The following is a 15620-nucleotide window of genomic DNA, read 5'->3' as shown; positions in this document are numbered from 1 at the left end:
GAGCCATTAAAGTCTATTTTTTTAAAGTTATTTGTATCTACGATACTTTTAAAACCGTTGCCTAAAAAGAAGCTGCGCATGTTATCAAAATGGCTTTCGCCACCATAAATGAACTGCGTGTTGTAATTTTGCTTCGCTAAAAAATCAGCAATGGTAAAAAAGTCGCGTTGTGATTTATCAAGCTTAACAACTGCACGCGAAGGCGTTGGTGTAAACCCTGTAATTACTGCCTCAATTCCACGTACTGAACGTGTGCCCGTGGCGTATAAATTATCAAACCCCCAGCCTTGTTTATAAAGGGCGTCTATATTAGGTGTAAGCGGTAAACCGCCAAGCGTGCCTACATAACGAGCACCTAAACTTTCTTGTAAAATAATGACTAAATTTTTGGGTTTACCTGTATTACTTGCGCGATGAAACGTTTTTGTAGGGGCGGTTACATCACTAAATGTGCCTTGCGTATTTTGCATGTTACTACGCACAATACTAAGTAATTCATCGGTGGGCATTTTACCGTAATAGTCTTGGCTCGATTGCTCATTAGAAAGTTGCTTAACTGCAAACGCGACGCTATAAAGTGAGTTAAGGGTTAAGTCGTTAAGTAAGTGATCAGTAGAAAACGAGACCATGGCGGGGTTAAGTGGTCTGTGTCCTAATGAGTTGCGGGCGCCAAAAATAGTTAAGCATACTAAAATAAGCGCTAAAATTGATTGATTTAAACCTGTTAGTGATGACTTGCTTTGCCATTGATTGCTAAATATTTTACTTGCAAATTTACAGCTTAAAATAAGTGCTATAACAGCAATAAATACTTCTAACTTATAGCCTGAAAAAATCATTTTTGAGACTTCTTTAGGGTAAATTAAATATTCTATAAATAAGCGGTTTGGGCGTAAATCGTACTCGTTTATAAACGTAGGCGTAATCACTTCAAAAAAAACAAGTAAAGCAGACATCGTCACTAAATAAATTTTAATGAGGCCGCGTACTTTATTTTGCCAACCTACGCTTTGCATCAGTAAAGTAAGTAGTAATGCGGGCATAATAATGTAGCTTAGAGTGGCTATATCAACTCTTAAACCACCTATAAATATAGATAACCACGCATGCGATCCAAATACACGCTCCCCTTGCCATACACTTAATCCAAAGCGAGCAAGTGTTAAAAAGCTAAGTGCCAAAACAGCAAATACAACAAAAATCCATACAGGGCCAAGTGTATTTTGTATTTTAGGTATAAAAGTTAGCTTTATGCCCATAACACAGCCCACCAAATAAGAGCGGCAATTAGCATAGCTATAAACACGCTTGCAGAGGCTATATCTTTAGCTAGCCCCGAAAGCTCATGGTATTCACTGCCAATTCTATCAACTACAACTTCAACTGCCGTATTTACCAGCTCAGCAAACAATACAAAAAGCAGGCTAGCTATAAGCAGTAATTTATCCCTTAGTGCAATTTCTTGTAGCCACACAAACACACCGAGTAATGAAAACAGTGCTAGCTCTTGTTGAAACGCCGCTTCAAATCGACTCATCCATTTTAAGCCGTTAAAAGAATGGCTTAAGGTAAAAATAAGGCGCATTAAGCCTTGGCGTTTTATAACGGTTTTATTACTCATAGTTTTATTTCGCTTGGTGTTGTTTGGCAGTTAGCAAGTAAATCAAGTGATGCCTGATACGTTTTGCTTTTAATGCCAATTAAATTTAAAAGGGTGTGAAAAATATTGTTGTGTGAGCGTGCAGCGCGGGTGTCTAGATTAGCTAAACAGGTATTAGTAATGCGCTGATTATGCTCATCAGCCCATATATAAAGAGGAACGTGCGTTTGTGTGCTAGGTGCAAAGCTATACGGAAAACCATGTAAATAAGCACCGGCTTCGCCAAGTGATTCACCATGATCAGAGACATATAAAAACTGCTTATCTATGTTGTTTGGCAGCGCTTTTAATTGCTCAATTACCTGGGCGTTAACAAAGTCGCTGTACGCAATTGTGTTGTCGTAGGTATTAACTAATTCATCGAGTGAGCAGTTTTGAATGTCGCTTCTGTCGCACGTGGGCGTAAATTGCTTAAATTTTTCTGGGTAGCGTTTAAAGTAGGTTGGTCCGTGTGAGCCCATCATGTGTAGGACGATAACGGTATTAGCTTGGCTTAAATTAGCGAGTTTGCGCTTAAGTGGAGCAAGAAGTGCTTCATCAAAACAATATTTTCCATCGCAAAGCGCTGATGGGGTGGTTGGGATATCAATGTTAACAACACGGGTGCATACGTTTTTACAGCCGCTGTTGTTATCAACCCACAGTACGTCGCTGCCAGCTTGTTGTGCTAAGTCAACCAGGTTTTGTTGGTTGTCGGCTGCTAATCGATCAAAGTTATCTCGTGTTTGCAGTGAAAACATACACGGCACAGACACAGCAGTAGCGGTGCCACAAGACGCCACATTATTAAAATACGTCACATTATACTTTTGTGTATAAGGGTTGGTGTTGCGCTTATAACCTTGATAAGAAAAGTTTTCTGCTCGTGCGGTTTCGCCAACAACCATAACTGTTACGCTGGTGTTGTTAGGCGTAATGAGAGTGGGTGTTGCATCTATATTTTTAAATTCCATATTGGTATACAGCAGCTGATCGCGCATATATTTATAACCGCTAGAGAGATACTGAAATGGGATGAGTTCTTTTTTCAAAATGCGGTTATTGCGGCCAGTGGCTGCGTAATCGGCGTAAAAGTTTACGACCACTAAAGCAATTAGTGAGCAGCACGCTACAATAAGTTTTATACGACTAATTGCTTCTTGGTGAGGGCGGGTAAAGTGTATTTTTACTTTGCTTAATATAAAAACAGGTAGCGCACAAAACAGTAGTAGAAAGCCTATGAGCTGCGGATTTAAATAGCTCAGTGCTTCGCTTGAATCTGTTTCGAACGTGTTTTGAATCATTGAATAGTCAAACACGACGCCGTAATTTAATGAGCCGTAAAGTACGGCACTCGAAATTATCAGTAAAAGGTAGTTAATTGGTTTTAGTAACCACCTAACCGACACTATTGAAAAGAAAATAATTAAAAGGCATAACAACAGCAGTGGCACTGAAAGTAAAAATAGCCATGAAAAAGATGCAAGGGAGGTGATGGCGCTAAACGAACCTTGAATAAAAGGAATGTTTATAACTAAACAGTAATAACAGGCAATCATCACTACAAAGGCATTTGCACTACAGTGAATGTAAAACCGCTTACTACGATTTGGCTTTTTTTGTGCTGGTGTTTGGCTAGTTATGTTCATATTTAGGCTCGTTTAAAATAACAACGCCATGCTATGCAACAACACTTAAGAGTCGCTTAAGAGAACCTACGCATTACCTGAAGGTGATAAATAATTTTATTTATAAAAATATTCTCAAAAATTAATCAAACCTTAAATAAGGGATATAAGAATAGTGAATTTCTGAGATTAAAATTAGAGCATAAAAAAACCACTACTAGCTTGTATAATGAATTTTAAAACCTGATAAATTGCCTTTTAGTCTTTTTGTTAGATTAACTTTGGTGTTGACTTGAAGGGCCTAGCGCGGTACTAATATAAAAAGAGAGCGAAGGAATAACCTTCGCGATAATTGAACAAAATTTGGTATTAATTACATGCTTACAAACGCACTTAACCTAGTCCTGATTATTATCGTGGTGATTATTCCCGCGAGGGCTTCGTAGTGCTTTAAAAACTTAAGCATTAAAAAAGCCCTCCGCACTTAACCGTTCGGAGGGCTTTTTAGTTTTAAGGGTAAAATTTGTAATTGGGTTGTCACTGAGGAATGAGGGTTTATTAATGACAGGCGCAGAACTAACAATCGACTTATTGGCCAAACACGGCGTAAATGAAGTATTTGGCTACCCAGGCGGAGCTATTATGCCAATTTACGATGCGCTGTATGGCGCGCCAGTCAAACACTACCTAACTCGCCATGAGCAAGGTGCAGGGTTTGCAGCTGTTGGTTATGCTCGTAGCACACGTAAATTAGGCGTATGTTTTGCAACATCGGGCCCAGGTGCAACTAATTTAATAACCGCTCTTGCTGATGCGATGATGGACTCAGTACCATTATTGGCGATCACCGGCCAAGTGCCTACTGCAGCGATTGGTTCAGATGCGTTTCAAGAAATAGATGTACTAGGTATGTCGCTTTCGTGTACTAAGCACAGCTACATGGTAGAACGAGCTGAAGACTTAGCAGAGATATTACAAGAAGCAATTCATTTAGCGCAAAGCGGCCGCCCAGGTCCTGTACTTGTCGATATCCCAAAAGATATTCAAATGGCGCAAGTCCCTTTTAAACCTTGGCTAGCAGCTGATGAATACTTACCAGAGTTAGATTTAAAGCAAGTTGCTATTGCTAATCAATTGTTGAGTGAGGCTAAACAGCCTGTAGCGTATGTAGGTGGTGGTGTACAAGCCGCTGATGCGCAAGACGAACTAATGCAATTTTTAAATAAAACTCAGATGCCAGCTGTATCAACACTTAAAGCGCTAGGCAGTGTATTACCAGATTACGAACATTACTTAGGTATGTTGGGTATGCATGGTGGTCAAGCTGCTAATATCGCAGTGCAAGAATGTGATGTACTTGTATGTATAGGGGCACGCTTTGATGACCGCGTAACAGGCAACTTAGCTAAATTTGCAGCTAAAGCTAAAGTAATCCATTTAGATATAGATGCTGCTGAAGTTGGTAAGCGAAAACCTGCTAAGGCTTCATTAATTGCCGATTTAAAAACGTCGTTACCCGCACTTGAGTGCTTTGTAACACCTAAAGCTTGGTGTGACACAAATAAAGAAATGAATATTAAGCATGCGTGGCGTTACGACTACCCAGGTGAGAAGGTTTTTGCACCGTACTTATTAAACCAACTAAGCCAACGCATGCCAAAAACAGGGGTTGTGTGCTGCGATGTTGGTCAGCACCAAATGTGGGTAGCACAACACATGAAGTTTACTCATTCGAGTAATCATTTAAGCAGTGGTGGTGCAGGCACAATGGGCTTTGGTCTACCTGCGTCTATTGGCGCGCAAGTAGCACGCCCTGATGACTTTGTTATCACTGTATCGGGCGATGGTTCTATAATGATGAATATTCAAGAGCTGGCCACTATTCGTCGTAACAATTTACCTGTAAAAATATTAATTTTAGATAACCAGCGTTTAGGGATGGTTCGCCAATGGCAAGAACTATTTTTTGAAGGGCGTTATTCTGAAACTAATCTGTCGGATAACCCAGACTTTGTGCAATTAGCTGCTGTATTTGGTATCCCAGGGCAAACAATTACTCACGCTAACCAAGTTGATGATGCGATAACTGCATTAGTTAACAGTAAAGGTCCGTACATAGTACATGCCTGTATTGATGATAAAGAAAATGTTTGGCCGCTTGTACCACCTGGGGCTGCTAACGACGAAATGATGACGGAGAAAGCAAAATGAAACATAGCCTAACTATTGCATTAAAAAGTCAAAGTATAGCGGTAGAGCGCTTTTTACGAGTGGTGCGTCATCGTGGTTTTGACCTTACGCATTTTCAGCTCAATATGGACGATGGTTTTTATAATGTAGACATGACGGTAGATAGTGATAAACCAATTCACCTTTTAACCAGCCAGTTAAATAAGCTGGTGGATGTAAAAGAAGTCACTTTACAAAATTTACAGCAACAACAGGCTGTGTAATTACGAACTGGAAAACAATTTACGAGTAACTGAATCACTCGGTTACTCACCAATTTTAGAATGAGGAATGCCCGCTTATTCTGCGGCAAAAACTGAGGTAACTATGGCTAAATTAAGAAGTGCAACAACAACTGAAGGGCGTAAACGCGCAGGCGCTCGTGCATTATGGCGCGCAACAGGTATGACCGACACCGATTTTGGTAAGCCGATTATTGCCGTAGTTAACTCGTTTACACAATTTGTACCAGGGCATGTTCACCTTAATCAGTTAAGTGAACTTATGGCTGAAACCATTACACAAGCCGGTGGCGTCCCTAAAGAATTTAATACTATTGCGATTGATGATGGTATTGCAATGGGTCACGGCGGCATGCTTTATTCGCTGCCTTCGCGCGACTTAATTGCTGACTCGGTTGAGTATATGGTAAATGGTCATTGTGCTGATGCGATGATTTGTATTTCAAACTGCGACAAAATTACTCCAGGAATGATGCTTGCAGCACTACGCTTAAATATTCCGGTAATATTTGTATCAGGCGGTCCAATGGAAGCAGGTAAAACTAAGCTTGCTAACATCGATATTAAACTTGATTTAGTAGATGCCATGGTTAAAGGCGCTGATGAATCGGTAAGTGATGCAGATTCAGAGCAAGTAGAGCGCTCTGCGTGTCCAACATGTGGCTCGTGTTCAGGCATGTTTACTGCAAACTCAATGAACTGTTTGCTAGAAGCGATTGGTTTAGCATTGCCAGGTAACGGCACGACGCTTGCGACTCATAAAGACCGTAAACAACTTTATGTTGAAGCGGGGGCTCGTATTGTTGATTTATGTCGTGAGTATTATCAAAAAGACAATCAAGATGTATTGCCACGTGCTATTGCTAACAAAACAGCCTTTATGAATGCAATGGTTGTTGATATTGCAATGGGTGGCTCGTCAAATACGGTATTGCATTTACTTGCTGCAGCGCAAGAAGCGGGCGTTGATTTTGATATGTCGCACATTGATGCGCTCTCTCGTAAAACACCATTTTTATGTAAAGTTGCACCAGCGACACCTGAATATCACATTGAAGATGTGCACCGCGCAGGCGGCATGATGGCAATCGTACGTGAACTTGGCAAAGCAGGCTTAGTTGATATGTCAGTTAATCATGTTGCTGGGTCAACTATGGCTGAGCTCGTTAAAAAATGGGATGCAACAGATCCTACTAACGAAGCGGCGCGCAAATTTTACCGTGCTGGCCCTGCGGGCATTCGTACCACTAAAGCAATGAGCCAAGAGTGTCGTTGGGACGAGGGTGATAACGACCGTGTTAATGGGTGTATCCGAAGTGTCGAACACGCTTTTCGTCAAGATGGTGGCTTAGCTGTACTTTCGGGTAATTTAGCAGTTGATGGCTGTATTGTTAAAAGCGCTGGCGTTGTTGATGAAATGCTACATTTTGAAGGTACTGCAGTCGTGTACGAATCACAAGATGATTCTGTAGAAGGTATTTTAAACGATGAAGTAAAAGCCGGCGATATCGTGGTTATTCGTTACGAAGGCCCTAGAGGCGGCCCAGGTATGCAAGAAATGCTATACCCAACTAGCTACTTGAAATCAAAAGGCCTAGCTGAAAAATGTGCACTTATTACTGATGGTCGCTTTTCGGGTGGTACTTCAGGTTTATCAATTGGTCATGTGTCGCCAGAGGCGGCAAGTGGTGGTGCAATTGCTTATGTTGAAAATGGCGACAAAATCATTATTGATATCGCAACTCGTGAAATCACATTAGCGTTAAGTGATGAAGAGCTTGAAGCACGTAAACAAAAACAATTAGCACGCGGAAAACTGGCGTACAAACCAGTTGATCGTGAGCGCTATGTATCGTCTGCTTTAAAGGCTTATGCATTACTTGCAACAAGTGCTGATAAAGGCGCAGTGCGTGACTTAGCTAAATTGGAGGCGCTTAGTTAATTATGGTCTCTCAAGAGCTCGATTATTTTCGCGCTATTATTCAAGCAAACATGGAGCCTTTGGCTAAAGTTACCGAGGTCAGCGAAATGGCTGAGCTTGGTGCTAAATTAGGTAACCATGTTTGGTTAAAGCGTGAAGACCAACAGCCCGTGTATTCATTTAAATTACGCGGTGCGTATAACAAATTAAATAAATTACCTAAAGGCTCAGTGGTTATAACTGCTTCAGCGGGTAATCATGCTCAAGGCGTTGCACTAAGTGCTTCTCACTTAGGGCATCAAGCCACAATTGTAATGCCAGTAACAACGCCTGAAATAAAAGTAAGTGCGGTACGTGCGCTTGGCGGTGAAGTTGTGCTACATGGGCATCATTTTGATGCCGCAAAAGCACATGCGCTTGAGCTTACAGAGCAACGAAACGGTATATTTGTTCCACCATTTGATGACCCAGACGTCATTGTTGGTCAAGGTACTGTAGCACGTGAGCTTATGCAGCAATTAAACGAGCTTGATGCGGTGTTTATTCCTGTTGGCGGCGGCGGTTTACTTGCTGGGATGGCGGTTTATATTAAATCGCTGCGTCCAGATATAAAAGTAATTGGTGTAGAAGCCGACGAAAGTGCATGTTTACAAGCGGCACTTAAAGCAGGCAAACCGGTAGAGCTTGAACGCGTTGGTAGTTTTGCTGATGGCGTAGCGGTTAAAATTATTGGCACTGAAACATTTCGCTTAGCGCAAAAGTTTTGTGATGAAGTTATAACCGTTACCAGCGACGAAATATGTGCTGCTATGCAGGATATTTTTGTATCTACCCGTGCAATAGCAGAACCTTCAGGTGCACTTGCAACGGCAGGGCTTAAAAAGTGGAGCCAGCAGTCTGGTTTAAAAGGGTTACATTTAGCGGCTGTTTTATCCGGTGCTAATTTAAACTTTGATCGCCTGCGTTATGTTGCAGAGCGCACTGCGCTGGGTGAAAAAAACGAAGCGTTATTAGCGGTTACTATTAAAGAAGAAAAAGGCAGCTTTAAACAGTTTTGTGCTTCTTTAGGTGGTCGTGCTATTACTGAGTTTAACTACCGTTATGCAGGACCTGGTGAAGCACAAATATTTGTAGGTATTGCCCTGCGCCAAGGCGAGCAAGAGCTTAATGAGCTAAAGCAAGACTTAACAAATAATGACTACCAATTTTGCGATCTGTCGGATAACGAACTCGCTAAATTACATGTGCGCTATATGGTTGGCGGAAAAGCACCCGAGCAATTACATGAGCGCTTACTTCGCTTTGAATTTCCAGAGTATCCAGGTGCGCTTGCACGCTTTTTAGATACTTTAGGTAGTAATTGGAACATTACCTTATTTCATTATCGTAATCACGGTGGTTCAATGGGGAATGTACTGGCAGGTTTTGCTATTGAGCCGAGTCAGTATGAGGTGTTTAACGAGCACTTAAACCGTTTAGGTTATAGTGTACAAGATGAAACACAAAATCCGTGCTTTAGCCAATTCTTAACATCAAAGCCCCAAGCAGAAAAAGCCGAAAAACTCGCCTCAGTATAATCCTCCTTTAAAGGCAGGCATCTAACTAGAGTGCTTGCTTTATTACACGTTTTACATATAGTTACAGGTAATCGTCATACTTTTTGAGGACACCTAGTTGCTATTTAAAGGATTAATCATTGGATTGTGCTTTTTTTGTAGCCATATCGCGGCGCAAGAATCAGTCACATTACAGCTAAAATGGACACATCAGTTTCAGTTTGCTGGCTACTATATAGCAAAGCAAAAAGGCTTTTATAATGAAGCGGGCCTTGATGTAACCATTAAACAAGCTAATCCAATGAAACCTGATACCTTTGCTCCTGTCGCCAGTGGCGAAGCACAATTTGGTGTAGGGCACTCTGGTATTTTACAGCAACGTATAAATGGCCAGCCTCTTGTTGCTATGGCTGCCTTATTGCAATTTTCACCTTACTGCTGGATGGTTAAAGACACGTCTGATATTTTTCATCCACGTGACTTTGTTAATAAACGTATCACTGCGGTAAGCAAAAATGATGGCACTGAACTACTTATTATGCTTAAACGCAGTGGCGTTGATGTGGATAAACTCAAAGTTTACGATGGCGAAAATCCAGGCCAGGCTTGGATTGAAAACAAGCTAGATGCTATGCAAGTGTATGTTACTACAGAGCCTTATTATATGACTCAACAAGGCGTAGCTCATCGACTTGTTTGCCCACAGCGTTATGGTATGGACGTATATAGCGACATTTTATTTACCAGCGAAAACATGCTGAAGAAAAATCCTCAAACGGTCGAAAAATTCTACCAAGCGAGCCTAAAAGGGTGGCGTTATGCAATGATGAACATGGATGAAGCCATTGCAGTCACTCAGCAAAACTATGCACCGGGTAAAAGCTTTTATCAGCTCGCCTTTGAGGCTGAAGTACTAAAAAGTTATATAACCCCACCCACCACCAGTTTAGGGCATATGTCGATAGCAAAGTGGCGCTTAATTGCGGACTTATATGGCATACAGCAAAACGAATTTGACGAAGTAAAATCTCACTTTATTTATAAATACCAAGAACCTGAAAAGATGCAGTTATCGTGGATGCTCATGGCAGCTATTTTGGTAAGTATTATTTCAATACCTTTGTATTTACGGCTGATTTTTAGTAAAAATTAACTGCTTAGGTAATTCACGAAACTGATATAATTAATCGTCTTTTTTATTTTTTAAGCTGTTATGACTTTAGCTGAGCAATTTTTAGCACTTGATTCACTTTTAATGCGTCATCGTCAGTATTGGCAGTGCACTGCATTTGATTTTGACACTATACCTTGGCCAGAGCTACAAGGCATACTTAGCGAACTAACTGATGATCAGGTAAGCGTTCTTGATAACGATCAAAACCAGCTATACCAATTTTTTAGCCAACATATAAGCCAACTTGATGAACTTGCAAAGTTATGCGAGTTACCTAACTCAGCCTACTCTCAAGCTGATTATCCATTTTGGATAAGTAACGGCATTAAAGGTCGTAAGTTTGCACAGTTACAAGATTTTGTATCTGCACTACCTAATACCAAGCAACCTGTTTTAGAGTGGTGTGCGGGTAAAGGGCACTTAGGTCGAATGCTTGCGTTTAATGGCGCAAGTAATGTGCATAGTATTGAACTGCAACAAAGCTTATGTGAGCAAGGACAAAAAAGTGCACAGCAACAAGGCTTAGCAATGCACTTTAGCCAAGCCGATGTATTAAAAGACGATATCACTCAATTTTTTAATACAGATATGCATGCTGTAGCACTTCACGCATGCGGTGGCTTACACCAAGCATTTATGCGCCAAGCAAGTTTAGCGAAAGTACAGCAAATTAGCTTTTCACCTTGTTGCTACCATTTATTCACGGCTAATGAGTACCGTGCAATGAGTGAGGATGCAAATAAAAGTGAGCTTAATCTAACGCATCGTGATTTAAAGCTCGCATTACAAGAAACTGTGACAGCGCCTTCTCGTCTGGAAAAAGTACGTAAAACAGAGCTTGAGTGGCGACTTGGTTTTGATGCACTAAGAAAGTCGATCACTGGCGAGCAATATTACGTAAGCGTACCTTCGGTCAACAAAGCTATATTCTCAGATTCGTTTAAATCGTTTTGTGCATGGGCTGCAGATAAAAAGGCAATGAAACTACCTCAAGGTACTGATTATATTAAATATTTAGAAGTTGGGGGGGGCTCGGAAAAAAATCACTGACCGAGTTGAACTGGTTCGACATGTGTTCAGAAGGGCAATTGAAGTTTGGCTTGTGCTCGATCGTGCTTTATATTTGCAACAGCAAGGTTATCAAGTAAGCGTTAAAACGTTTTGTGAAAAGCAGTTAACGCCTCGTAATATTTTGATTCTTGCTAATGTCCATTAAATTTCCGTCCTCGACTTAATAAGAGATGCAATGAGAAAGTTAAAAAATTTATTCGATAACAACAAACGTTGGGCTGCTCGTACAAGTGAAGCAGACCCTGAGTTTTTTAAAATTTTATCTATGCAACAAAATCCAGAGTATTTATGGATTGGTTGTTCAGACTCTCGTGTACCTGCAAATCAAATAGTTGATTTATTACCAGGCGAATTATTTGTACATCGTAACGTTGCTAACGTGGTTGTACACACTGACCATAACTGCTTATCGGTTATGCAGTACGCTGTAGAGGTTTTAAAAGTAAAACATATAATGGTAGTCGGTCACTATGGTTGTGGTGGCGTACAAGCCGTTTTAAACAATGCTAAATTTGGCTTTATTGATAATTGGCTACGCCATGTAGGAGATGTAAAAGAAAAGCATCTTGAACAACTTGACGCAATGCCAGAAAGCGAACGCTTAAGCCGCCTTATTGAGCTAAATGTAATTGAGCAAGTACGTAATGTGTGTCGTACTAACATTGTGCAAGATGCCTGGGAGCGCGGCCAAGAACTAAGCGTTCATGGTTGGGTTTATGGTTTAGAAAACGGCCATCTTCATGATTTAGAATCTGTAGTAACGTGCGCGAGTGAAGAAACGCAAAGCTACAAAAAAGCAGTGCAACACGTATTTAAAAAAGTGGGTGAAAATAAATAAATCCATGACTAAAACGGCGGTGTTGATAGGTGCTACAGGCTTGGTCGGTAATGAGTTGCTCCATAAGTTACTTAATAGCGATCGTTATACAAAAGTAGTTACGTTAAGCCGTCGAGTTCTGCCTGTCACACATGCAAAGCTAGTTAATCACGTTATTGATTTTGAAAAATTAACTCAATATGTTGAGCTTTTTAAAGGTGATGTATTGTTTTCGTGTTTGGGCACAACCCGTAAACGAGCGGGCTCGATACACGCTCAGCGTAAAGTAGATTTTGATTATCAGTTTATAGCGGCGCAGTTAGCGGCATGTAATGGCGTTACGCATTATTGCTTAGTGTCATCAAGCGGGGCGAATACGCACAGTAATAGTGCTTATTTGAAAATGAAGGGAGAGCTTGAGCAACATATTAAAGCACTCCCTTTTGATAAAATAAGTATTTTACAGCCATCTTTATTATTAGGTGATCGTGAGCAATTTAGAGTGGCAGAAAAGATAGGCAGTATTATTTTTCCTGTTATTACACGATTTGCGTTTTTAAAGCGTTATAAACCAATAACTGGCGAACAAGTTGCGCAAAAAATGCTGAGTGTGAGTTTAGCTCAGCAGGCTAAGTTGTCTTATTATGTACTTGATGAGCTATTTGAATAAACTGAGTAAAACGCAAAAGGCAGCCTAAGCTGCCTTTTTTGTACATTAAATTAATACCAATTTTATTAAAAAATGATCATTTTAGCGTATTAAATAACTCACTAACTACGTTAAAAATTATTTATATAGAACAACTATGTACGATAATTTTAGCCTTGTTATTGAGCTATTTTCTTATCGCTATAATAGAACACTAATTTAATGCAATTGGTATAATTATTCAGCGTCAGTTTTAGCGCTAAGTTGTTGCTCAAGCAATGAAACTTTAGCTTCAAGTTCGGTTAACTTTTCGCGAGTACGAATAAGTACTTGGCTTTGCACATCAAATTCTTCACGGCTCACAAAGTCCATCTCAGCAAGCTTGTTTTGTAGAACTTGCTTTGTTTTACCTTCGAGTGTGTCTGCTAGGTTTTTTACGCCTTGTGGCATATTGCTAGTAATTTGCTTAGCAATTTCTTCAAGTTTTGCTGGGTTGATCATATTTGTCCCTTCGGCATTGCCTAAATGATAATAACTAATATTACCTTATACCCGCGGTATTTAACACATGATCATCTTTACCTTAATTAATTAAGGCAATTGCTATGCTCGCTGTAATGGTTACGTTAAAATTGCGAGTCTTTTAAATTTCTTTGGTCGTTATGAAACTCAATCCTAAACAAGATGAAGCCGTAAAATATATTAGTGGTCCCTGCTTAGTACTCGCGGGCGCAGGCTCTGGTAAAACCCGTGTTATTACGAATAAAATCGCTTATTTAGTGAAAAAATGTGAGTACAAAGCGCGAAATATAGCCGCTGTTACTTTTACCAATAAAGCAGCCAAAGAAATGCGTGAGCGAGTACTGCAAACACTCGGTAAGCAAGACGCTAAAGGTTTATGGGTATCAACGTTTCACACACTCGGTTTAGAAATAATAAAAAAAGAATTGAGTACATTAGGGTTTAAACCCGGCTTTTCGTTATTTGATGATCAAGATACCAATCAGCTTCTTAGTGAACTCACCGAAGATGAGCTCAAAAAAGACAAGGACTTACTCAAACTACTTAAAATGGAAATTGGTAGTTGGAAAAACGAATTAGTACTGCCAGAGCAAGCAATACGCGAAGCGCGTGATCCGCAAAAAGCATTGTTCGCGCAGTTATATGGGCGCTATCAAAACCAGCTGCGTGCTTATAATGCACTGGATTTTGATGATTTAATTATGATCCCTACTTTGTTACTTACTAATAACGCCACATCTCGTGAGCGCTGGCAGCAACGCTTTAAATACTTGCTGGTGGATGAGTATCAAGATACCAACACAAGCCAATATCAACTTGTTAAATTGCTAGTAGGCGAGCGTGCCCGTTTTACTGTGGTAGGTGATGACGATCAATCAATTTACTCATGGCGTGGTGCTCGCCCGCAAAACTTAGTGTTATTAGGTAAAGACTACCCAGGGCTTAGACTTATAAAGCTTGAACAAAACTATCGAAGTGCAGGGCGAATACTAAAAGCGGCTAACATTTTAATTGCCAATAACCCACATGATATAGAGAAAAAGTTATTTAGTGAACTAGGTTACGGTGAGCCGATTAAAGTAATAGGGTGCCGCGATGAAGAGCATGAATCTGAGCGTGTGGTTGCTGAAATAATTTCACATAAGTTTATGAAGCGAACCAGCTATAAAGATTACGCGATTTTATATCGTGGTAATCATCAAGCACGTGGCTTTGAAAAATCACTAATGAGTAACCGTATCCCTTATAAAATTAGTGGCGGTATGTCGTTTTTCGCTCGCTCAGAAATTAAAGATATTATGGCGTATTTACGTTTGCTAGTTAATCAAGATGATGACAATGCATTTTTACGTATCGTAAATACACCGCGACGCGAAATAGGCACGGTTACCCTTGAAAAGCTTGGTACGCTTGCTAATGAAAAGCACGCGAGCTTGTTTGCTACCTGTTTTGATAACGATTTAGGCTACAGACTAAAAGGGCGTGGCTTTAATGCGCTTGCTGGGTTTGCACGCTGGGTTGTTGAGCTATCTGATAACGCAGTACGCGGTGATACGCTCGAAGCTGTTAAAGACTTAGTGCGTAATATTAATTACGAGGCATATTTGTACGAGTCGTCACCGAGTGCAAAAGCGGCTGAAATGCGTATGAAAAACGTATCAGAGCTGTATCGTTGGATAACAGATATGTTGACCGGTGATGCCGACAACGAACCAATGACATTAGCCGAGGTTGTTAGCAAGCTAACCCTTCGCGATATGCTTGAGCGTAACGAAGAAGAAGATGAAACCGATGCAGTGCACTTATCAACACTACATGCATCAAAGGGCTTAGAGTACCCGTACGTATTTATGGTGGGTATGGAAGAGGGTTTACTTCCGCATCAGGTAAGTATTGATGAGGACAACGTAGATGAAGAACGTCGCTTAGCTTATGTTGGTATTACTCGCGCACAGCAGGAGTTAACACTTACTTATGCAAAGATACGTCGTCAATTTGGTGAAACCTCGCAAACTGAATTAAGCCGATTTGTACAAGAGTTACCGCAGGACGATCTTGCGTTCGAAAACAAAAAGGCGCCAAATACCCAAGCAGAGCGCATGGAAAAAGGCCAAGCAAGAGTCGCTAACTTACGAGCGATGTTTAAAAAGCCTGAGTAATACCTCAGGCTAA

12 protein-coding genes and 1 pseudogene are annotated in these 15620 nt (G+C 40.6%); 9 read left to right on the top strand and 4 right to left on the bottom strand.

The window, feature by feature from the left end; translation table 11 throughout:
* The 3 genes from L652_RS0115620 to L652_RS0115610 all read right to left on the bottom strand — a co-directional run.
* Positions 1 to 1259 (bottom strand): sulfatase-like hydrolase/transferase (locus tag L652_RS0115620; RefSeq protein ID WP_024596942.1); only part of this gene is annotated, 1259 nt, incomplete at its 3' end.
* A complete protein-coding gene (locus L652_RS0115615; protein ID WP_007582120.1) occupies positions 1250 to 1621 on the bottom strand; it encodes a diacylglycerol kinase in 372 nt (123 codons plus the stop codon). The genes L652_RS0115615 and L652_RS0115620, both read right to left, overlap by 10 nt.
* Positions 1618 to 3288: a phosphoethanolamine--lipid A transferase gene (locus tag L652_RS0115610; protein WP_024596943.1), complete on the bottom strand. Its 1671-nt coding sequence runs from the start codon at positions 3286 to 3288 to the stop codon at positions 1618 to 1620. The genes L652_RS0115615 and L652_RS0115610 overlap by 4 nt, the downstream gene beginning before the upstream one ends.
* A gap of 540 nt (positions 3289 to 3828) precedes the next feature.
* Here L652_RS0115610 and ilvG point away from each other — a divergent pair.
* The 8 genes and pseudogenes from ilvG to L652_RS0115570 all read left to right on the top strand — a co-directional run bounded on the left by ilvG (position 3829) and on the right by L652_RS0115570 (position 12947).
* The gene (ilvG, locus tag L652_RS0115605) at positions 3829 to 5478 is read left to right on the top strand and encodes an acetolactate synthase 2 catalytic subunit (protein ID WP_024596944.1); all 1650 of its coding nucleotides are present in this window, start codon (positions 3829 to 3831) and stop codon (positions 5476 to 5478) included.
* On the top strand, positions 5475 to 5720 hold the full coding sequence (gene ilvM, locus L652_RS0115600) for an acetolactate synthase 2 small subunit (protein WP_002959893.1): 246 nt from the start codon (positions 5475 to 5477) through the stop codon (positions 5718 to 5720). Before ilvG ends, ilvM begins: the two co-directional genes overlap by 4 nt.
* Before the next feature lie 103 nt (positions 5721 to 5823).
* Entirely contained in the window at positions 5824 to 7680 is a 1857-nt protein-coding gene (ilvD, locus tag L652_RS0115595) for a dihydroxy-acid dehydratase (RefSeq protein ID WP_024596945.1), read from the top strand.
* A 2-nt stretch (positions 7681 to 7682) separates the two neighbouring features.
* Positions 7683 to 9236, top strand: a complete 1554-nt coding sequence (ilvA, locus tag L652_RS0115590) for a threonine ammonia-lyase, biosynthetic (protein WP_024596946.1) — start codon at positions 7683 to 7685, stop codon at positions 9234 to 9236.
* 97 nt (positions 9237 to 9333) lie between these two features.
* The gene (locus L652_RS0115585; RefSeq protein WP_024596947.1) at positions 9334 to 10368 is read left to right on the top strand and encodes an ABC transporter substrate-binding protein; all 1035 of its coding nucleotides are present in this window, start codon (positions 9334 to 9336) and stop codon (positions 10366 to 10368) included.
* Between the two features lie 60 nt (positions 10369 to 10428).
* Positions 10429 to 11605, top strand: a pseudogene (locus L652_RS01000000123950) (methyltransferase).
* 30 nt (positions 11606 to 11635) lie between these two features.
* The gene (gene can, locus L652_RS0115575; RefSeq protein WP_002959903.1) at positions 11636 to 12298 is read left to right on the top strand and encodes a carbonate dehydratase; all 663 of its coding nucleotides are present in this window, start codon (positions 11636 to 11638) and stop codon (positions 12296 to 12298) included.
* A gap of 4 nt (positions 12299 to 12302) precedes the next feature.
* Positions 12303 to 12947, top strand: a complete 645-nt coding sequence (locus tag L652_RS0115570; protein ID WP_024596948.1) for an NAD(P)H-binding protein — start codon at positions 12303 to 12305, stop codon at positions 12945 to 12947.
* A 216-nt stretch (positions 12948 to 13163) separates the two neighbouring features.
* Here the strand turns inward: L652_RS0115570 and L652_RS0115565 are convergent, their stop codons facing one another.
* The gene (locus L652_RS0115565) at positions 13164 to 13427 is read right to left on the bottom strand and encodes an accessory factor UbiK family protein (RefSeq protein ID WP_002959905.1); all 264 of its coding nucleotides are present in this window, start codon (positions 13425 to 13427) and stop codon (positions 13164 to 13166) included.
* A gap of 161 nt (positions 13428 to 13588) precedes the next feature.
* Between L652_RS0115565 and rep the strand changes: the two genes are divergently transcribed.
* Positions 13589 to 15607 carry a DNA helicase Rep gene (gene rep, locus L652_RS0115560; protein WP_024596949.1) on the top strand — a complete coding sequence of 673 codons (2019 nt, stop codon included), beginning with the start codon at positions 13589 to 13591 and terminating at the stop codon, positions 15605 to 15607.
* Positions 15608 to 15620 lie beyond the last annotated feature (13 nt).

This window comes from Pseudoalteromonas sp. TB25 (genome assembly GCF_000497995.1).
GTDB lineage: Bacteria > Pseudomonadota > Gammaproteobacteria > Enterobacterales > Alteromonadaceae > Pseudoalteromonas > Pseudoalteromonas distincta.
This window is presented reverse-complemented; position numbering and strand designations above follow the sequence as displayed.

Bases quoted from the DNA above. Each gene is read 5' to 3' on its own strand.
- ilvD (WP_024596945.1), top strand. From the start codon at position 5,824: ATGGCTAAATTAAGAAGTGCAACAACAACTGAAGGGCGTAAACGCGCA.
- ilvG (WP_024596944.1), top strand. From the start codon at position 3,829: ATGACAGGCGCAGAACTAACAATCGACTTATTGGCCAAACACGGCGTA.
- L652_RS0115570 (WP_024596948.1), top strand. From the start codon at position 12,303: ATGACTAAAACGGCGGTGTTGATAGGTGCTACAGGCTTGGTCGGTAAT.
- can (WP_002959903.1), top strand. From the start codon at position 11,636: ATGAGAAAGTTAAAAAATTTATTCGATAACAACAAACGTTGGGCTGCT.
- L652_RS0115565 (WP_002959905.1), bottom strand. From the start codon at position 13,427: ATGATCAACCCAGCAAAACTTGAAGAAATTGCTAAGCAAATTACTAGC.
- L652_RS0115615 (WP_007582120.1), bottom strand. From the start codon at position 1,621: ATGAGTAATAAAACCGTTATAAAACGCCAAGGCTTAATGCGCCTTATT.
- ilvA (WP_024596946.1), top strand. From the start codon at position 7,683: ATGGTCTCTCAAGAGCTCGATTATTTTCGCGCTATTATTCAAGCAAAC.
- ilvM (WP_002959893.1), top strand. From the start codon at position 5,475: ATGAAACATAGCCTAACTATTGCATTAAAAAGTCAAAGTATAGCGGTA.
- L652_RS0115610 (WP_024596943.1), bottom strand. From the start codon at position 3,288: ATGAACATAACTAGCCAAACACCAGCACAAAAAAAGCCAAATCGTAGT.
- rep (WP_024596949.1), top strand. From the start codon at position 13,589: ATGAAACTCAATCCTAAACAAGATGAAGCCGTAAAATATATTAGTGGT.